This window comes from Candidatus Woesearchaeota archaeon, assembly GCA_030651375.1.
Taxonomy (GTDB): domain Archaea; phylum Nanobdellota; class Nanobdellia; order Woesearchaeales; family UBA12501; genus JAUSFM01.
In genome coordinates, this window is sequence record JAUSFM010000003.1 from 222,147 (window position 1) to 240,447 (window position 18,301).

Annotated in this window: 17 protein-coding genes, 3 tRNA genes and 1 pseudogene; 14 read left to right on the forward strand and 7 right to left on the reverse strand. The window is 49.3% G+C overall.

Annotation, left to right across the window (positions count from 1 at the left end; translation table 11 throughout):
* Positions 1-35 precede the first annotated feature (35 nt).
* Positions 36-545 (reverse strand): hypothetical protein, encoded by a 510-nt coding sequence (locus tag Q7R76_01160; GenBank protein MDO8642185.1) that lies wholly within the window; start codon positions 543-545, stop codon positions 36-38.
* Between the two features lie 93 nt (positions 546-638).
* Positions 639-2,837, reverse strand: a complete 2,199-nt coding sequence (locus tag Q7R76_01165) for an elongation factor EF-2 (protein ID MDO8642186.1) — start codon at positions 2,835-2,837, stop codon at positions 639-641.
* Positions 2,838-2,943: 106 nt separating this feature from the next.
* On the opposite strand from Q7R76_01165, the gene Q7R76_01170 reads away from it, so the two are divergent.
* A complete protein-coding gene (locus Q7R76_01170) occupies positions 2,944-3,642 on the forward strand; it encodes a hypothetical protein (GenBank protein ID MDO8642187.1) in 699 nt (232 codons plus the stop codon).
* A 22-nt stretch (positions 3,643-3,664) separates the two neighbouring features.
* Here the strand turns inward: Q7R76_01170 and Q7R76_01175 are convergent, their stop codons facing one another.
* The 5 genes and pseudogenes from Q7R76_01175 to Q7R76_01195 all read right to left on the reverse strand — a co-directional run bounded on the left by Q7R76_01175 (position 3,665) and on the right by Q7R76_01195 (position 7,474).
* Entirely contained in the window at positions 3,665-5,809 is a 2,145-nt protein-coding gene (locus tag Q7R76_01175) for an elongation factor EF-2 (protein MDO8642188.1), read from the reverse strand.
* A gap of 58 nt (positions 5,810-5,867) precedes the next feature.
* Positions 5,868-6,350 carry a nucleoside-diphosphate kinase gene (ndk, locus tag Q7R76_01180; protein MDO8642189.1) on the reverse strand — a complete coding sequence of 161 codons (483 nt, stop codon included), beginning with the start codon at positions 6,348-6,350 and terminating at the stop codon, positions 5,868-5,870.
* A 146-nt stretch (positions 6,351-6,496) separates the two neighbouring features.
* Positions 6,497-6,661, reverse strand: a pseudogene (locus Q7R76_01185) (ribosomal eL24 family protein).
* Positions 6,662-6,756: 95 nt separating this feature from the next.
* Positions 6,757-7,050 (reverse strand): 30S ribosomal protein S28e, encoded by a 294-nt coding sequence (locus Q7R76_01190; protein ID MDO8642190.1) that lies wholly within the window; start codon positions 7,048-7,050, stop codon positions 6,757-6,759.
* A gap of 109 nt (positions 7,051-7,159) precedes the next feature.
* A complete protein-coding gene (locus Q7R76_01195; protein MDO8642191.1) occupies positions 7,160-7,474 on the reverse strand; it encodes a ribosomal L7Ae/L30e/S12e/Gadd45 family protein in 315 nt (104 codons plus the stop codon).
* A gap of 143 nt (positions 7,475-7,617) precedes the next feature.
* On the opposite strand from Q7R76_01195, the gene Q7R76_01200 reads away from it, so the two are divergent.
* The 13 genes from Q7R76_01200 to Q7R76_01260 all read left to right on the forward strand — a co-directional run bounded on the left by Q7R76_01200 (position 7,618) and on the right by Q7R76_01260 (position 18,256).
* The gene (locus Q7R76_01200) at positions 7,618-8,433 is read left to right on the forward strand and encodes a hypothetical protein (GenBank protein ID MDO8642192.1); all 816 of its coding nucleotides are present in this window, start codon (positions 7,618-7,620) and stop codon (positions 8,431-8,433) included.
* Between the two features lie 79 nt (positions 8,434-8,512).
* Positions 8,513-9,268 (forward strand): hypothetical protein, encoded by a 756-nt coding sequence (locus Q7R76_01205; protein ID MDO8642193.1) that lies wholly within the window; start codon positions 8,513-8,515, stop codon positions 9,266-9,268.
* A 307-nt stretch (positions 9,269-9,575) separates the two neighbouring features.
* Entirely contained in the window at positions 9,576-10,004 is a 429-nt protein-coding gene (locus tag Q7R76_01210) for a hypothetical protein (protein MDO8642194.1), read from the forward strand.
* Positions 10,005-10,102: 98 nt separating this feature from the next.
* On the forward strand, positions 10,103-10,738 hold the full coding sequence (locus tag Q7R76_01215) for a hypothetical protein (protein MDO8642195.1): 636 nt from the start codon (positions 10,103-10,105) through the stop codon (positions 10,736-10,738).
* Positions 10,739-10,750: 12 nt separating this feature from the next.
* On the forward strand, positions 10,751-11,635 hold the full coding sequence (locus Q7R76_01220; GenBank protein MDO8642196.1) for an A24 family peptidase: 885 nt from the start codon (positions 10,751-10,753) through the stop codon (positions 11,633-11,635).
* A gap of 51 nt (positions 11,636-11,686) precedes the next feature.
* Positions 11,687-11,758, forward strand: a tRNA-Thr gene (locus Q7R76_01225).
* Between the two features lie 82 nt (positions 11,759-11,840).
* A tRNA-Val gene (locus Q7R76_01230) sits at positions 11,841-11,914 on the forward strand.
* Positions 11,915-12,259: 345 nt separating this feature from the next.
* Positions 12,260-12,377: transfer RNA gene (locus Q7R76_01235), tRNA-Leu, on the forward strand.
* Between the two features lie 77 nt (positions 12,378-12,454).
* Positions 12,455-12,994 carry a hypothetical protein gene (locus Q7R76_01240; GenBank protein MDO8642197.1) on the forward strand — a complete coding sequence of 180 codons (540 nt, stop codon included), beginning with the start codon at positions 12,455-12,457 and terminating at the stop codon, positions 12,992-12,994.
* Between the two features lie 72 nt (positions 12,995-13,066).
* Complete coding sequence (locus Q7R76_01245; GenBank protein ID MDO8642198.1) at positions 13,067-13,564, forward strand: hypothetical protein; 498 nt, start codon at positions 13,067-13,069, stop codon at positions 13,562-13,564.
* Positions 13,565-13,633: 69 nt separating this feature from the next.
* Positions 13,634-15,856 carry a sigma-70 family RNA polymerase sigma factor gene (locus Q7R76_01250; GenBank protein MDO8642199.1) on the forward strand — a complete coding sequence of 741 codons (2,223 nt, stop codon included), beginning with the start codon at positions 13,634-13,636 and terminating at the stop codon, positions 15,854-15,856.
* A 57-nt stretch (positions 15,857-15,913) separates the two neighbouring features.
* Positions 15,914-17,158 carry a hypothetical protein gene (locus Q7R76_01255; GenBank protein MDO8642200.1) on the forward strand — a complete coding sequence of 415 codons (1,245 nt, stop codon included), beginning with the start codon at positions 15,914-15,916 and terminating at the stop codon, positions 17,156-17,158.
* Positions 17,159-17,182: 24 nt separating this feature from the next.
* On the forward strand, positions 17,183-18,256 hold the full coding sequence (locus Q7R76_01260; GenBank protein MDO8642201.1) for an AI-2E family transporter: 1,074 nt from the start codon (positions 17,183-17,185) through the stop codon (positions 18,254-18,256).
* The last annotated feature ends 45 nt before the right edge of the window (positions 18,257-18,301 follow it).

Below are 18,301 nucleotides of genomic sequence, written 5' to 3' on the forward strand. Positions count from 1 at the left end.
TTTCCTTTTTAAATGTTGTGATAATGGGAGTGTGATTATTTAAAAAGTTTCAGCACCGTAATGCTGATGGCAAGCAGCAGCACCAGCAGGCAGAGCAGGATATTCACAAACAGCCGGTCGGCAACGCCGAAATGGTCCGTGTAATACGGGTTGGTGAAGTATATTTTTTTTTGGAACACGTACCAGAGCACCGTGCCGTTCATCAAAAAAGAAAAGAGGGATAGCAGTAAAAATAATTCAAACGGCACCAGCTGAAATTGGAGAAGGTAATAATGAAGCACCAAGGAATATACGAGCACAAAGGAAAAACACACCAGCGATGCAGCCCACACCCATGGTTTGCGCGCGAAGAAACCATACAGCACGGCGACGAGCCAAACAACCAACACGAGTTCGGCAGCAGGAAGCAGTGGAATTGCACCAAGGGTTGTTGGCGCAGCAGCCATGTAAGCAAGCGTCACAATGCCTGCGATAATCAGCAGTGCAGTGTATTCCAACAGGCCGCGCAGGCCTGCGTGGAGCTTTTGAGGAGGAGATTTTTGCATGGAGAAAAATAAGGAAAGTGTTTTTATAAATTTTGTGTGAAAAATAAGAGAATAATAAAAGAGAGTTGAAAGATAAAAAAAGAAAAGTGAGAGTTACTGATTCTCGCTCAACTTCTTCCGCGAGCGAATCTGGCCAATGATTTTCGGCTGCAACTCTTCCGGCAGTTTCTCAAAGAGCTGATCAACAATTGATGAAGTGCCCCTGCCTTCAGTTGCTGATCGTAATTCGGATTCAAAACCGAACATTTCTCCAACCGGCATTTTTGCCTTGACCTGTGCGGTGCCGTATTCGGTCGTCATGTCAAGCATTTGGCCGCGCTTGTTGGCAATCAGTTTTGAAATTTCACCGACGTATTCTTCAGGCGCGTCAAACATCATAATCTGTTTTGGCTCAAAGATAACCGGCGAAGCAGTCATCATCGCGCCCTTGATACCCTCGCGAACAGCAGGATACATTTGCCCCGGGCCGCGGTGGATGGCGTCCTCGTGCAGTTTACAGTCGGTGAGCGTGACCATGACATTGACACAGGGCTCGCGGGCCAGCGGGCCTTGGTTCATGACGTCCTCGAACATGTCGAGCACAAGCTCCATGATTTCAGTAATGTACACAATGCCGCGCGTGCCGTCGAGGAACAGATTGCCATGGAAAATGTCCTTGACCTTGTCGGCAACTTTTGTTTCCATGCCGGTGGCGACCAGCTTGTCGCGCATTTCCAGATTTTTCTTCTTGACGCGGCCTTCAGGAAGATGGCCGTTTCTAATGAGTTCTTGAATTTCCGCAGGCAGTGGTTCTACAATGAAATAAAGCTTGTTGTGCTTGTTGGGTGATTTTCCCTCGAAGTCCTGCGGCGCTTTTTTCAGAATGGACTCGCGGTACACCACAATCGGCGGGCTGGTCTTGATGGCGAATTTTCGTTCAGTGATGATTCTGTTTTCGATGATTTCGAGGTGGAGCTCGCCCATGCCGCTGATGAGGTTCTCGCCGGTTTCCTGATTGATTTCAACCTTGATGGATGGGTCTTCTTTTGCGACTTTGCGGAGAATTTCAACGAGCTTAGGAATGTCCTGCTGGCTCACGGGCTGAATTGATTTGGTAATGACCGGCTCAAAGATGTGTTTCAGCTCTTCGAACGGCTGTTCCGGCTCAAGAGTGATTGTTTCGCCGGCATAGCCGGAGACGCCGCCGAGAGCGATAACGTTTCCGGCAGGAGCTTCTTCAACTGATTCTGGCTTGACGCCCATGTAGGAATACACCTGACTCACGCGCTGATTTGTTTTGGCGCCGTTGAGATACACGGTCATGCCTTCTTTGACCGTGCCGCTAAAAAGCCGGCCTGCTGAAATTTCTCTGCCGAACTTTGGATCAATAGTAATGCGCGTGATGACAAAGCCGACTTTGCCGTTCGGATTACAGGTAACGAGATCCTGGCCAAACGGTGAGTCTATTTCACCGCGCCAGATATGGGGAATACGATATGCCTGCGCCTCTTTCGGATTGGGCATGTGCTTGATGACCATGTCGAGCACGACTTCAAATAGCGGCGCATTTTTCCAAATCCATTCTTGGCGCTCTTCTTCGCTGACTTCGCCCGAGAAAACGCGGAGAATGTCTTTGAAGGTGACATTTTTCTTTTTCATGTACGGCAGGGACAACGCCCAGTTTTCGCGCGCAGAGCCAAAGCATACGCTGCCGTCGACAATGTTGACTTTGAATTTTTCCTTGAATTCCTGCTCGGCGACACGCTCGACAAGCTGGTTGAAGAGGACAATAAGTTTTGATAAGCGTTCCTGAATTTGTTCCGGAGAAAGTTTCAGCTCGAGAATCAGCCGGTCGCATTTGTTGATGAACAAAACTGGCTTGACGCGCTCGCGCAGCGCCTGCTTGACGACGGTCTCGGTCTGCGGCATGATGCCTTCAACCGCGCAGATAAGAACAATAGTGCCGTCGATAGCGCGCATGGCGCGCGTGACATTGCCGCCGAAATCAACGTGGCCCGGCGTGTCAATCATATTAATGAGATAATCTTGGCCACCAAAGGTGTGGCACATGGAAAGGTTTGCAGCATCAACCGTCATCAGACGTTCCTGCTCGTCGAGGTGGAGCCATGTTGCCATGCCGCCTTCCAAACTGCCGGCTGCTTTTCTGCTCATGAAGCCGGCTGCAGCGAGAAGATTGTCGGTCAGCGCGGTCTTGCCGTGGTGAATGTGCGCAGAGGTGCAAATATTTCTGATGTGCTCCGGCTGGTGCATCAGCCGTTTTGCTTTTTCAATGAGTTCGACGTCGGTTGCCATATAATCCCTGTGAAGAGTTTGATAAACCCTTGAATACTCACCGTCCAACGCGATGATTTATAAAGTTTGCGATTGGTTTAAGAAGCTGCCTATTTTTCTGCGGACAATGGCGCCCACACCACCAACCTATGCCGGCCTTCGCGAACAATACCAATCTGAGTTCGGCCACAGCAGCATAGCAATGGTTGAGCCACTTGATCTTTTTATTTTAGAACATTTTTGCACATCGATATACCAGCCATCTGAACATCCACAGGCAATGTTAGTGGGGCCGTTCAGCGTGCGGGAAGGAACCGTGCTGCGGGCATTTCATAAACACATGTATGGACGTCAAGTAAAAGTTGCAGGATGCAATAATTTTACACCGGCACGCCGACTGAGTGTTCAAAACGATTTAGATGTTGCACTGTTCGACCCGCTTTTTGGCGACGCCACATATTCGCACACGTGGATGACGCCATGCGCTGATGGTGATTTTCCAGATGTTCAGTTTGACATGAGTTATATTCGAAATCCTGATTTGGTGAATATGCAAAAGTGGGCTGCGGTGTTTGCAAAGGCGTACGAATTCACCAAACCCAAAGGGATTGTAGTGACGTTGGTTCGGAAGAATGACGTGGACAAATATAAAGAACTGGAACGAGCAGTGAAACATGAGTATGATATGACGCCCATCATCTCAACACCAACAGGGATAGAAAAACTATCGGGAGTGAATAGAGATATTGCGGAATTGTGCCATTATCTGGGTGTTTTTAAGAGGGAACCTACTGTTTCTGATGTTGAACAAAGAGACGCTGCGTGAACACTGAATACCCAACACCGAATTAATACATCCCCTTTCTCTTTCGTATCTCTGCAATAAGTTTCTGATGTGCACCGGCGGCAACCGGCTCAAACAATTGTGCAACAACTGCGCTCGTCGCGCGCCCTTCGGTTGCAGAACGTAACTCCGAGGAAAAACCAAACAGCGCACTCACCGGCAGTTTTGCCGTGATGCGCACCATGCCTTGTTCATGAAACAGCTCAATCATTTGGCCGCGCTTGTTGCCTACAATTTTTGAAAGTGTGCCGGTATATTCTTCCGGCGCTTCAAACAACATGACTTGCTTCGGCTCGAGCAGCACGGGCCCGGCAGCAAGAATCGCCGCGCGAATCCCATCGCGCACTGCAGGATAGACTTGCACCGGACTGTTTTCAGCGTCGGCAGAGACGGTGTAATGAACAAGTGTCACGAGCAAATTCGCGCACGGCTCGCTGCACAACGGGCCGGAACGCATCACTTCCTCAAACATATCAAGCACCAGCGGTGCGGACGACGGAAGAAGCGGCTCACGGCACACGAAAATGTTGCCGTGAAAAATGGAGGCAATGTGTTCAGCAGCAGATGATTCCATTCCTGCGGCAATGAGTTTTTTTGAGATGTCTTTATTCTGTGCGGTTACTCGTCCGGGATAAACGCCACCGCTTGTGAGGAGCGCACCAATCGCAGGAGCCAGCGGCTCTACGGTAAAATGAAAAGTGAAATGCTTGTCCGGCGATATTCCTTCGCCTGATACTGGTAATGTATGGGTAACGGATTCGCGGTGCACCACAATAGGCGGGGACGTGATAACCGTGATGTGCTTGTCCGTTTTGATGCGGTTTTCAATAACATCAAGGTGCAGTTCGCCCATGCCGCTGATAAGAATTTCACCGGTTTCTTTGTTGATGTCAACTTTGATGCCCGGATCTTCTTTCTGCACCTGTTCAAGCACTTCAATCAGGTGTGGCAATTCACGCGCAACGCGCGGCTCAATAGATTTTGTTATGACTGGTTCTGCTGGGATCATGCGCTCAAACGGCTCGCCTGCTTCGCGGTCACTGATGGTGTCGCCGGGATACGCGCTGATGCCGGCGATGCCGACGATATTTCCGGCGGATGCCGAGTCAATAAGCTCGCGCTTTGCGCCGTTGTAGATGAAGAGCTGTTGGATACGCGCCTGCTGGTGTGAGTGTACATTCCACACCGTCGCACCGTGACGGAGAGTGCCGGAAAAAAGCCTGCCTGCAGCAAGGTCGCCGAGCTGGGGATCAACAATTATTTTCGTCACGACAAAACAAACCGAGCCGTTGGAATCGCACGACAAAAGCGCGCGGCCCTGCGCCGACGACACGTCGCCGTGCCAAATTTTTGGAATCCGGTACGCCTGCGCTGCTGCCGGATCAGGAAGGTGGTGCACGGCCATCGACAACACTACGCGGTGCAGCGGCGCCTTGTCAGCAAATGTTTTTACGCTTTCGTTGCGGTACGCGTCAATGACATCCTTGAACGCAAGCCCGTGCTGCTGCATGTAGGGCAACGAAAGTGCCCATGTGTGCAGCGCACTGCCAAACGCAACGCTGCCATTCTGCACTTGGACATGCCATTGTTCGTTGTACGGCGGCTCGGCAATCTGGGAAATGAGGCGGTTGACGTCGCGAATAAGGTGAAGAAAGCGTTCCTGAATCTGCGCTGCAGACAATTGTTGCTGCACAATGAGCCGGTCAACTTTGTTGATAAAAAGAACGGGTTTCACGCGCTCGCGCAGCGCCTGTCGGAGCACGGTCTCGGTCTGCGGCATCACACCCTCAACCGCGTCAACAAGCACAATGCAGCCGTCAACCGCGCGCATGGCACGTGTCACATCGCCGCCGAAATCCACATGGCCTGGGGTGTCAAGCAGGTGAATGAGATATTCATCAGTGTCAACCGTGTGCACCATTGAAACAGCGGCAGCGTCGATGGTAATGCCGCGCGCCTGCTCGTCAGGGCGAAAATCAAGTTGGAGTACTTTGCCGGCGAGCTCTTTGGAAATCATGCCGGCACCGGCAAGAAGATTATCAGAAAGCGTTGTCTTGCCGTGGTCAATGTGCGCGCAGATGGCGATGTTCCTTATTTTTTTCACGTCAGACGCGCAGCGCATGACTTTATCAACCATCTTTTTGGCCATGACAAATAATCAGACGAGGTGATTTATAAAAGTTGTTGAGAAAAGAATCAATAATACTTTATTCCAGCACATGCACGTCATGTACGCTCTTGTAGGTGTGCAGCTCATTCGGCGAGAACCAGAGCGCGATTTCTGTTTTTGCCGACACCGGGCTGTCGGATGCGTGAATAATATTTTTCAGCCCGATGTCTTTTGCGTCAGCGTATGCGTAGCTCATGTGGGAGAAGTCTCCTCGAATCGTGCCGGGCGGCGCCGCTTTCGGCTCGGTGGGGCCGACAATTTTTCGCACGAGCGCAGCGGCCTCAACGCCTTCGAGGACGAGTGCAAAAACGGGGCCTTGGGTGAGCATGGCTTCAAGCGCCGGATAAAATTTTTTCTGGATGTGTTCAGCGTAATGTTGTTTTGAGAATGCAGCGTCCACCCAGACCATTTTCCCGCCAACAATTTTCAGCCCGGCGTTTTCAAAGCGTGTGATAATTTGGCCGACGAGGCCGCGCTGGACGCCATCCGGTTTAATGAGCACGAGGGTGCGCTGGATCATTGCTTCGCCTGTGGTTGTTTGTCTTGATCGCTACCGTGTTTTGTATCTTTTTCTTTTTTCGGCGCGGGCTTTTGCTTTTGCTCTTGTTTTTGCTCTTTATTTTTTTCTTTCGATGCCGCCGCAGTTGCCGCGCTGACACTCTTCGCCTTGCGGTAGGTTTCAGTCCATTTGACTTCCCAGCCTTTGTGCCGAAGCTTCAGCTGGCCTTTCTGGCATTTAGAAGAACAAAAGTAAAAGATGCGCGCGTCGTTCTGCACATACGTCATGCCGGTGCCGCGGGGTATTTCGTTGCTGCAAAAAGAGCATTTCATAGGTAATCCCTCAATGGATGGAGTGAATCGAATTTTTAAGTTTTATGGTACACGGTGTGTGCGCCAAGGTACGATGTACGAGTTACGATGTACGATTATGATTTGTCGCTGCGGCCCTTGCGGTCCAATGGTCGTGCCTCAAATTCAGTCTCGCGCAGCATGAGTATGTCACCGAGGCGAACCGGACCTTTGACGTTTCTTCGGATGATTTTGTCGTGGTCGCGGCCAGCGAGAATCTTGACACGGACTTGGGTTGCTTCGCCCCGTGCGCCGGTGCGTGCAACAAGCTCTTCAACACGCGCTGGCACTGCTTCAGTAAAATAGACTTTTCCTTTTGTTACTTCCTCAACAACCGAGCCGCCGTCACGGTGCTTGCCGCGCTCGCTCATCTTTGCAGAAGGCCTTGAGCCGCCGGCACCTGCGCCTGCGCTGCCGCCTGCACTGCCCATCCGGTTGTCTCGTTGATCAGCCATAGAGTATCACACAGTATCGCACTATTTATTTGAGTTGGGCAATAAGCTTTTTTGCTTCGCCTTCCTGTACCACAACAACTGCTGCGGTTCCTACCTGAAGCCCTGCTGCTGCGCCGAGCTCTTCCTTGGAAGCAACTTCAGCGAACGGCACGCCTTTTTCTTTTGCCAGCACCGGAAGGTGCATAACAATTTCAGGCGGAGAAACATCTTTTGCAATCACGACGAATTTTGCCAAGCCTTTTTCCAGTGCCTTGGTTGCTTCGTTGGAGCCCTTGCGGATTTTGCCGGTGGTCCGTGCAACTTCAATAATTTCTAAGGATTTGTCGCCTTTGTCTGCCATAGTGATTCACCCGTATAAGAAGGAACTATTCCTTCATTCAGGCCATTTGGCCTTCATCAATCATTGGAATGTGACTGCAAAACAGGAGGGGGTTTATAAAGGTTTTGAATAGGTTTATAAAAACAGCAAAATGCCTTCGAATTATGAAACAAGAAAGTGATATACCACCATTTCCATCCGATATGCCGGTTGATGAGAGAGTGTATGTGCTTGACCAGAGCCTTGCAGAAGAAAAAACACCAGAGGGAATCATAAACGGCACGACGCCAACGTATACGCTTGAGAGTGTCGTGCACAATGTAGAACAAAGCAGCAGCGTCGTTATCAGAGTGTTACGTAACGACAACAGAAAAGGTGGGTACGGAAGCATAGCCCCTGAAATACAGGCGCGCCAATATGAGACACTTCTCGCTCGAATTGAGGGATGGAGATTTGATGGTGGTAAAACACCAAAAAAGAAAGTCGCACAACAGATTTTTTTTGTCAGGCACTTCCGAGAGGGGAAGGGATATATTGTTGACGAAGGGGAAAAGAGTGAGGTGGTGGTGCAACGAATGCGCGCGTATGAGCAAAGAATTGCACGGTACCATCCGCTCGTGCCCAAGGCATTTTTTATTGAAAAAATTGGCACCACTGCTGCCTTGCCTGCGGAACTTATGGTTCACTATGCGGAGGAATATAGGCAACGCCTCGAGCAAATTCAGGGCAATGGCGCCCGCTTGAGCCCAGAGGAACAAAATTATTTAGTAGACCAGATTCAACAGCTTACGAAAACATCACAAGTAAAGAGTAATCCTCCGCATCTCCGCGACGACGGCAGGCTGGTTGCGCTGGCGTACGCACTACCTGCAAAGCAGGTGACGGTGTACAGCCATGACCGGGACATAAAAGCGTTGGTTATGCTGACGCGCCATCTTGCGCCTGAGCGCGACGTTGATACGGTGTTTCTAAGACAATAAAAGGCACCAAAAAGACACCAGAATGCAGCATAATTAATCATAACAAAAAATATAAACATCCTCGCCATTCCCGCATTTGGTGATAGGTGTGATAGATATAGGTGGTAGAAAAACAACAGTTCTTATTTTCGCCGTTCTTGCTATTCTTTTTTCTCTCTTCATTTCCGCCTGCACCAACAAAAATCTGGGAGGCATCACTGGCAATGTGGTGCGCGAAGGAGCTGATACGCAGAATGCGCCGCTCGCACCTACTGTTTACAACCCGCCACCTGCCGCCATAAAAAATGGCTGTGCTGATTCTGACAACGGCGATGAGCCGTCGATGGCAGGGACAACAACCGTTGTCATGGACGGCAGCGTGGTGGTGGCAAATGATGTGTGCACCGGCGACGCAGACTTGATGGAACATTATTGTGTTGCACGCAAGGACACGATTCGCGGCTACACCTGCAAATACGGCTGTCGGGAAGGGCGGTGCCTGACCAGTTCAGACACACCAGGCGCCGTTGACACACAACTTGAAAAAACAGAAAATACGCCGTCGCAAATCAGCCCGCCGCAGGTGTACACTGAACAAAAAGAAATGGTGGAAGAGCAAATTGCGCAAACCGCTGAACAAAACGAAAAAGAGCAGGAACAAAAAACAGAGCAAAGCCAAAATGAAAATTATAACTGTTACAACGGCTTCAAAGACACGTTTGAGTCTGATGTTGACTGTGGCACTGCCTGCCCGCAAAAATGTGGCTACGGCAAAATGTGCAGCGAGAGCACGGACTGCGCTGCTGGATTGAAATGCAACCAGCGTATCAGAAAGTGCATGCAGCGGGCGTACTGAACCGGTATTTTTGTTCGTGGCACGGGTTTGTAGTGTGTTAGTTCTGTATCAGCCAATACAAATAACGGGAACGTACAAGAAACGAATTGTTAAGGAACTGTTTCGGTGCAGCGGCACCTTCAATTATTCCATCAGGGGCGAAAATCGGGCGCCCGATTTTCGCCGCGCGAGAAAAACAAAATGTGCAGACCGCATTTTTTCTTGCCCCGTTCTTGCCGACTAAAGCGTATGCAAGTTTGTTATACTCCTTTGTTTGAATTCCAAAAGTAAGAAAGATTTATAAATCACAAAACGAATAAAGAATCACATGGCGCGCACTGAACGAAACAAAAGCGAAGAAAGCGAATTCAGCACGTTTGCCAACGTACTCGTGCTTATCGGTGTGTTTGTCTTCCTCATTTTCTACAGTCCCTTAAACAGTTTCAACGGCTTTGCTGTGCATACCCAGCCGAAAACCGTGACGTACAATACGCACAATATTCCGCTGGAAGGCATGCCGGAAACTGGCTGTTATGATTCAGACGCGCCATCGGGAGTTGAACTGCTCAAGACGCAAATCTACACCGCCGGCCTTGTTGACTCCAACGGTATACCGCATTATGACGCCTGCGACCCGGCCAGCGAAAACCGCGTGCAGGAGAATGTATGTTCCAAGACAACCAGCGGTGACCAGCGCGAAGAGCGGCTGGTTGAATGCCCAGAAGGGATGATGTGCACCCAAGGAAAATGTGCGTGAAACCCGCGGCATTTTGAAAAAATAACAAACCACAAACGTTTTAAATAACTCTTTCTTGTGCTCCACCAAAAAGAGCGGGCAAAAATTGGTGATAGATAATGCGGCATGAACGGGAAGTAGTTCTTATTGGGCTCATGGCACTTGTGCTGATTCTTGCGCTCCAGAACGAGCGGGTAGTTATTACGGGCCACGCTGTTGCCGAGCAAACTGCCGGCGAAACAACAGAAACTGAAGCCAGCACCGTGGCAAGCAACGTCGAAGCCATCAAGGACATTGTTGAAGAAGAACAAAAAAAAGACACGTTCTGCAGCAATGAATGCACACCACACGGGAGCACCTGTAAAAACACTATTCTTAGCGAGTGCCGTGATTTTAATTTTGATGGATGCCTTGAATTCCGGCAAACCAGCTGCATGAACGGCTGTGACGGAACCCGCTGCAACCCCGAGCCGCGCCCCATCAAAAAATCCCAGTCAGACATTATCAAAGAGCGCAGCAGTATCATCACCGACGAACTGTGCACCGGAAAAATCATCGGCACGATCCAATGGAACCCGCATGGTTCGCTGTGCAGAAAAGCTGAACAAGCAACACGGTCGGGCGGCCTGTTCAAGCCGCTTGACTGCTGCAGCAAATTTTATTATGAAGCAGAATGCACACAAAATCTGGGCATCATACACCGCGGGCCGCTGGAATATTCGCAGTTTTTTGTGATTGGCTGTTATGAGCCATAAAAAGGAAAACACATGGAACTGTTTACTCTCGTGGTTGTTGCTCTTGCACTTCTTGCTCTTCTCGTTGCTTCATACACCGACATCAAAACCAGAGAAGTGCCGGATTTCGTCAGCTACGGCCTGCTGTTTATTGCGATTGGAGTTCGCCTTATTTTTTTCGCCGGAACAAGGGATTGGCACTACCTTGCTGACGGCGCGCTGGGATTTATTATTTTCTTCGGCATCGCCTGCATTATGTTTTACGCCGGCCAATGGGGCGGCGGTGACAGCAAAGTGTTGATGGGGCTGGGCGCGCTGTTCGGCATTGACATCGCTGCGACACTCAGAGGAACAGTGTTTGACACGCTTGCGCCTGCATTCCTTATCAACACACTGCTTGCCGGCGCGGGCTACGGCTTGTGCTGGACGATTTTTTTGGCGTGGAAAAACAAAAAGCCATTTTTTGCCGAGCTGAAAAAACTCCGCACAAAAAAAATGCTGCGCATCAGAAATGCGCTCATCGTGCTGATGTTTCTGACGATTGCAGGCGTTGCACTCCTGAAACAGCCGCTTGAACGAATTGCCCTGATTATTTTTTTCGTCAGCACCACCCTGTTGTATTATTTCTGGCTCTGCGCCAAGGCCGTCGAGAAAGCGTGCATGTACAAACTCGTACCACCGGAGAAACTGACCGAGGGCGACTGGATTGCAAAGAACATTGTGGTCGCGGGAAAGCATATCTGCGGGCCCAAGGACTTGGGCGTGAGCAAGGAACAAATTGCAAAACTGATTCGCCTCAAAAAACAGCACAAGATAAAAACGATTCTTATCAAAGAAGGCATCCCGTTTGTACCCAGTTTTCTTATCGGGTTTCTGATGACGCTGGTGTGGGGGAATGTGATGATGGTGGTGGTTTGAGCATAAATGATAGTAAATTTTAAAAAGGGGCATAAAAACCAGTGCAGGAGTGCCTCTGTAGCTTAACGGTGGAGCACAGCCTTGGTAAGGCTGAGGTTCCGAGTTCAAATCTCGGCAGAGGCTTTGGGAATGTGAGTTACAAGCCCGGTTTTTGCCGGGCATGTAACCAGCGTTCTCAGCTTTGACAGAGGCTTCAAGAATCAGTGGGCCCGTAGTTTAGCCCGGTATAACGCATCGTTGACGTCGATGAGGTCGCCAGTTCAAATCTGGCCGGGCCCATATTTTTGTTTTAAGTTAGAGGTCGGTGGTCGACAGTGGGGAATAGCGTTTTTTATTCTTTTTTTATCACATTGTTCTTCTCGTCGATAAAAAAATGCTCTTCCGGCACATCCGGAATGTTTCCAGATTTCTTGCTATTTTTCAGAAAGGTTCCGGTGGCGCCGGATGTTTTCCGGATTCGCCGGAAATCTTACGAATTTTCTCCAGCAAGGCATATTAAGAAGAGTATCTTACGGAATGGGAAAAAAAGAAAAAAACGGCGATGCAGGTATGCGCCTGCAAGAGACTAAGAACCAAGCTTAGCAAGCTAAAGAAACTATAAATATGTTTCGTTTTCACACTCACGGCGGCGATCCTCGACTTGGTTGAGGGAGAGACTAAGAACCTCTTTCCCGAAAGGGTATCTGGGTTCAAATCTCTTAAGGTGTAAAAGCCTTCTGGAATGAAAATCCCAGCGCCGCCGTGTTTTATTTTAGATAACAAACAATTTAAACAAAAACAAATAACCATAGTAAAAAAATAGGATCGAGGAGATTAACTATGCGGTCACTTGAGGATACTGTTCTCAAAGTCATGGGAACAATAATGCCTATAGCAAGCGGATTAGCAACGGGAATCTTTGCCGGAGGCCTCGGCAAATTTGCAATTCCGACCTTTGCGCGAATGACGTTTAACGAAGCAAGACGTGATGTAAAAGATTTGCGAACAGGCGCACATCCCCTACCGTTGGTGTGGTTACTGCCGGCAGCCATCGTTGGAGGGGCAGAAGGCATAGAAACAGTGAGTAGGTATTGGACACGAGGAAGAAACATCGCCCACAATGTGGCGTATTACGCCGCGAGTGGTTATATTGTTTCCCAGAGCACGTACCACAGCGTCTTAAACACGGTTCATGCATTCCAAGGAAGAGAAGCATTTGATTATTGGAACATTCCAATCGTGCTCACCAATGTAGCAAGTGCTGTGCATGAGACGTTCCGCAATAATCCGCGCTACCAAGCGATGCTGCTTCGCACGGCCCAGGGGATTGGTGAGTATATAGGAAAGCGTATGGCTCCGGAAGCAGCACCCAACCAATAATCTCCGATATATATTTCCCAATATAATCATCTTTTTATACCTCCCGCTTTTCCCACGTTCGGGGGGTAAATGATGAAACGAATACTTGTTGCAGGCATAAGCGTTGTATTTATTCTTATCATCTCACTCAGTGTTCTCGCATTTACCAAGAGCCAGCAATTTGTCGATGCAACAACGCCCCAAGACGGCCCGCAGAAGCGGGTCGGCATTTCTATCGACCAGTTTGCGCCAAAAGAGCCGCGGTTCAAGAAACTCATCCCGCCGAGAATCGTCTTGGGCATTAACGTGCTCACCGTCAGCTTTGGAGAGTTTAACGAGCCGCCGCCCATTGTCACGTCGGTAAGTGAGTTTAAGAAACAACAAGAACAGAAGAAAGAAGAGCCAGCAAAACCGCAACCACCAGAAGAAAAAAGAAACATCCACAACGCCGTGCTTTCAGTAAAGAGCGCATCGGTGCCTGACCAGCGGGTATCAGTACAAGCAGGCAGCATTGTTTCACTTGCCATCATTATCGTCGGACTTCTTATCTACGGCAGCATGCGCTCCATGCTACGAAAATCAGCTGCGTGAACCGTTAGTTTATAACCAGAGTATAACGACGCCACTAATTTTTTATACTGTCTTCTGGTTCTTGATATAATGTTCCCTGCAGTAGATGGCCAAAGAGAAGATGAACAAAGAGAAAACCCGGACGCCGTGATTACTGATGCACGTGATTATCTCCAGCTACTCCCGCCGAAGACCGCGTACCGAATGCCGCTCACGCACCGTGGCACGGTCAATTATCAGGGAGTGATTACCGTACCAGATGAAGCGTCACCCACGCTTTTCCGCCAAGAAATTCTTGAAGTTTCCATTGCGCTTTTGGGCAAGAAAAAAGTATATGGGGTGGGCATCAGGATATCACGTGACGAAACACTGGTTGCCGGCGCCGTGATTGAGTATGTGCCACCGAGCGGCCAAAAAAATCTTGCGGTGGTCGTTGCACCGGATACCCTGTCTGTTGAACGGTTAATAACAACAGAGGGAAACTATGATGTCGCATTTCGTTTTTCCACGCCCGAGCAACTACGGGCATATCAGGCACGCAGGGGAATAAAAAAAAAAGCACCTGCAAAGCCACGACCCTATGAGAGGGATACTGCAAACGAAGGCGACTTAGTTGACGAGCTCAAACAAAGGCAAGAAGCGGGTGAGGGATATAGACTCAAATTTGATGCGATACGAAAATATTTGAGCGAAATTGGGAAGATAGATCTGCTTACAAGAGAACAAGAAGTTTCCATGGCGCGCGCCATTGCCGAGTATGAACAGCAGGCGTGGAGCGCCGCAACACCGCTCATTGCAGCGGTGATTGCAACACTTCCGGAACAAGCAGAAGGATTTAGAACTGATATTGCCGACGCATATCGGGTTGCACAGAAGACTGCAGCCGGCGAGGAACTGACGGATAAAGAAAAAACAGCGCGCAAAAAATTCTTTGATTATCGCGATGAAGCGAGCGAAAAGTTTGATGCAGCAAACCAGAGCAGTGTACTTGAAGCACTTGTCAAAGAATGTGCGAAACCGGAAAAGGACCAGAAAACTATTGCCAGCCTGCTCACCAAAGCCGCGTTCTCACCAGAAATTCGCAGGATGCGTCCGAAAGAATATCGCCAGATGATATACGATTTCGAGGAAGAGCAGGAAGAGGTAAGCGAAGCTGACGAGGTTCAAGGATACTACCGGCTGTTGGGAAACAAAAAAATACGGCCCAATGAGTATAAAGAGTATGAAAAGAAACTCAAACCGCTTGATGCACTTATCAGCGCGTACAACCGCGCATTGGCGCCTGCAGACAGAATTAAAAAAAAGTTTGTGAATGCCAATTTGCGCCTTGTTGTTTCCATCGCCAAAAAATATACCAACCGTGGCATGGGATTTCTTGACCTGATCCAGGAAGGAAACATTGGGCTCATGCGCGCTATGGATAAGTTTGACTATAAGCGCGGCTACAAATTCTCAACCTATGCAACCTGGTGGGTCCGGCAGGCAATAACGCGCTCAATCGCTGACCAGGCAAGAACAATTCGCATACCAGTGCACATGGTAGAGACGCTAAATAAAATAGTTCGTTATGAGCGAGAATATGTTGCAACCGAGGGGCGTGAGCCAACGCCGCAAGAAACCGCCAACTTTCTTGATATTACCGTTGCAACTGTGATAAAGGCAAAGCGAGTGGCCAAAGAGCCCATCTCTCTTGGAACACCGGTGGGGGATGACGAAAGTACCCTCGAAGATTTTATTGAAGACCCGAACTCGGTCAGGCCAGAAAAGGAAATAATGCGTAAAGGCCTCTCCGTAAGCGTGAACAGAACTCTCAGCAGATTGACACCGCGCGAAGAAAAGATTCTCCGTCTGCGGTTTGGCATTGGCGAATCCCGTGACCATACTCTCGAGGAAGTCGGCGTTGATTTTGAGTTGACCCGTGAACGCATCCGCCAGATTGAGGCAAAAGCGTTGAGAAAATTGCGCCATCCGGCGAACGCGGGAAGCCTCAGACCGTATTATGAAGACGAATTAGAAGGACAGGGAAAAAGAAGGTATGTACCAGTCGGAGAGAGCAAAGAAGAAAAAGAAGCAGAGCGGCAAGAATTAGGCGATTATATAACAAGGCGGCTGACCGAGTTGGATAAACCCCGGCGATGGCTTGCTGACCAAATGGGTGTAACCGAAACAACCATCTCGCATTATGTGATTGGTAAATCAGGACCGAGACCGGAGACACGCGAGCGATTGTTGAGCGTGCTTGGCGAATATGAGCTGGGAACTGATGAAACGCGTGAACAACCGGAAAGCGCAGAAGCAGTGAACAAAGACTAACCCAACTACAACTATTGTACAACTATCTTTATAAACAATTCGACGCAACCGCGGCGTATGGTTACCGTGTATGTGCCTGTTGAGTTGCTGAGAACATTTATTGGGGGAGATGCCACTGCTGATATTCTCCAACAACTTACGAGTGCAACAATTCTGGCCAAACGCGCTGCTTCGGGCGTGTTTACGTTTCCGCTCGCCCTGCCTGAAGCAATCCGGCATACCGCAGAAGAGATCGGCATAGCACCTGCCATTGATGAGAGCGCACGGCTCTATCTGCAAACCGATGCCAACCGGACAGGATTAACATACCTTGTCACGGTTGGCGATGCGCACCGATATGTTATCGGCGTTGGACAATTCAGCAGCGTGCCCAAACCAACCGTATTTACTGATGCGTCAGAACTTCGCCTGCGCTATGCGCTCGACACCAGTGGCGTACGCCTCACCCGCCTGCAAAACGGCACGCATGCTGCGGAAGCGCCTCTGGCGGTGGTGCCGATGAATGAAGAAGGGCTTGAAGCGTTGATTAGAAAGCATCAACCGCAAAGAAAAGAGAAACAAGATGAAGGAACAGTAAACGCCTTGAAAGACGTCAATGCGGAACTTCGCCGTGCCTATGACGCAGAAGCACAAAAAAATGTCTCTGCCCAAGCCCTCATCAGAGGATTGGAACAGCAACTCGCCGAAGCAACTGCCAGGCTCGCATCACACGCATCAAAAAGTGAGGGGTCATATCCTGCTGAAATAACCTCCGACAAAGACCGATTCTTGTACGGCCTTGCACAATCGTTGATGAAACGCTGCATCGAACGCGGCCGATACAAAGAAAATGACATGGTAGGGCTGGGGCCAGATGATGGCGAACTCAGGTATAGAGTGTGGCAGGGCTCTTTTAATTTTTACAAAATCGCACGAGAAGAATTGCCCATTATCGCGACAACCAATCTTGGAGTAAGCCCTAACACCATGGGCACCATTCGTCAAACATATTATAACGCAAGCAAAAACCTTGCTGGCCTTTTTCCCGAATTTGCCATGGCAAATATTCCTGCGTATGCCGTGCTCTTTTTGCAGCTCACCAGCTTTGGGCCGGGCCGGGCAAAGTCAGTCGATAAGATTCAGGCGCAGCTCGGATTCACCCAGCAACAAATCGGCGAGGCGCCTGAATACGAATTGCTGCTGGGAACCGAAAAAGCTATCGAGCGCACCAGCCTCAACGAAACAATGAAACAGGTCTACCCGCTTTTCATGCAACACCGCAAAGAATTATACAGGCAGTGCTCCGCAGCGCAAAGTTTATAAACCTTTTTATAACTATAGAAAGATATGCGCCCGTCCGTCTCCCAGTACACCTTTTTGGCTTTTTTCCTCCTTAGTGCAGCACTCTCATTTTTTGTCATCCAGCCATTCCTCAAGGCTATCCTTACCGGCGCAGTGCTGGCATACATTTTTTATCCGGTCTATTCGATGCTCCACAACCGCATCAAAAGTGAAAATGGCTCTGCGCTCCTCGCAACACTCATCATTCTCCTGGTTGTTTCCATACCATTTATTGCCATCATCGGAACCGTGGCAAAAGATGTCAAAAAAGTGTACAAGGAAACAAAAGAAAAAATCGCAAAGCAAGGAATTTTCAGAGAACTCCCCGGGCCGTGCGATGGCTCTGCATGCATGCTGAAAGAAAAAATTGATGCAGTTATTACAAATCCTGAAGTTATCACGCGTATCCAGGCAGCGCTCGGAAAAATAAGCGCTGCACTCATCGAGTACACGTCTGACTTTGTTGTTTTTCTGCCGCGCATGCTCGTCAAATTATTCATCGCGGTGTTTGTGATGTTTTACTGCTTCCGTGACGGCCACGCATGGATGCAGCGCCTGTATAACCTGCTGCCGTTTCAGGAATCATTCAAACAAGACCTGAAAAAACAGACTGGTGATGTGATTTATGCAACCGTGTACGGCATGATTATTGTCGGCCTCATTCAGGGATTTGTCGCAACCATCGGATACTTCATTTTTGGCATCAACTCGCCACTCCTACTGGGTGCGCTGACTGCGCTCGCCGCGGTGCTGCCGTTTGTCGGCTCAGTACTTATCTGGCTGCCCGTCGGCTTGGTGCAGATTATTAACGGAGCTGATGCAGGCAATGATATGATTCTTTGGAAAGGAGTGGGATTACTCCTCTACGGATTTTTCATTGTCTCAATGATTGATAATGTACTGAAGCCAAAAATTATCGGCAAGCGCAGCAACGTGCATCCTGCGGTGATTCTGCTGGGCCTGCTTGGAGGCATGGTAACACTCGGCCCCATCGGGCTCATTATCGGCCCGGTCGTGCTCGCCACGCTGGTCTCGTTCATTCGCGTGTATGAAAAAGAAAAAAGAGTGCTCATCGGTTAAACAAACAAAAGAAAAAAGTAGATAAAAAAGAAAAAAGAGGGTGTT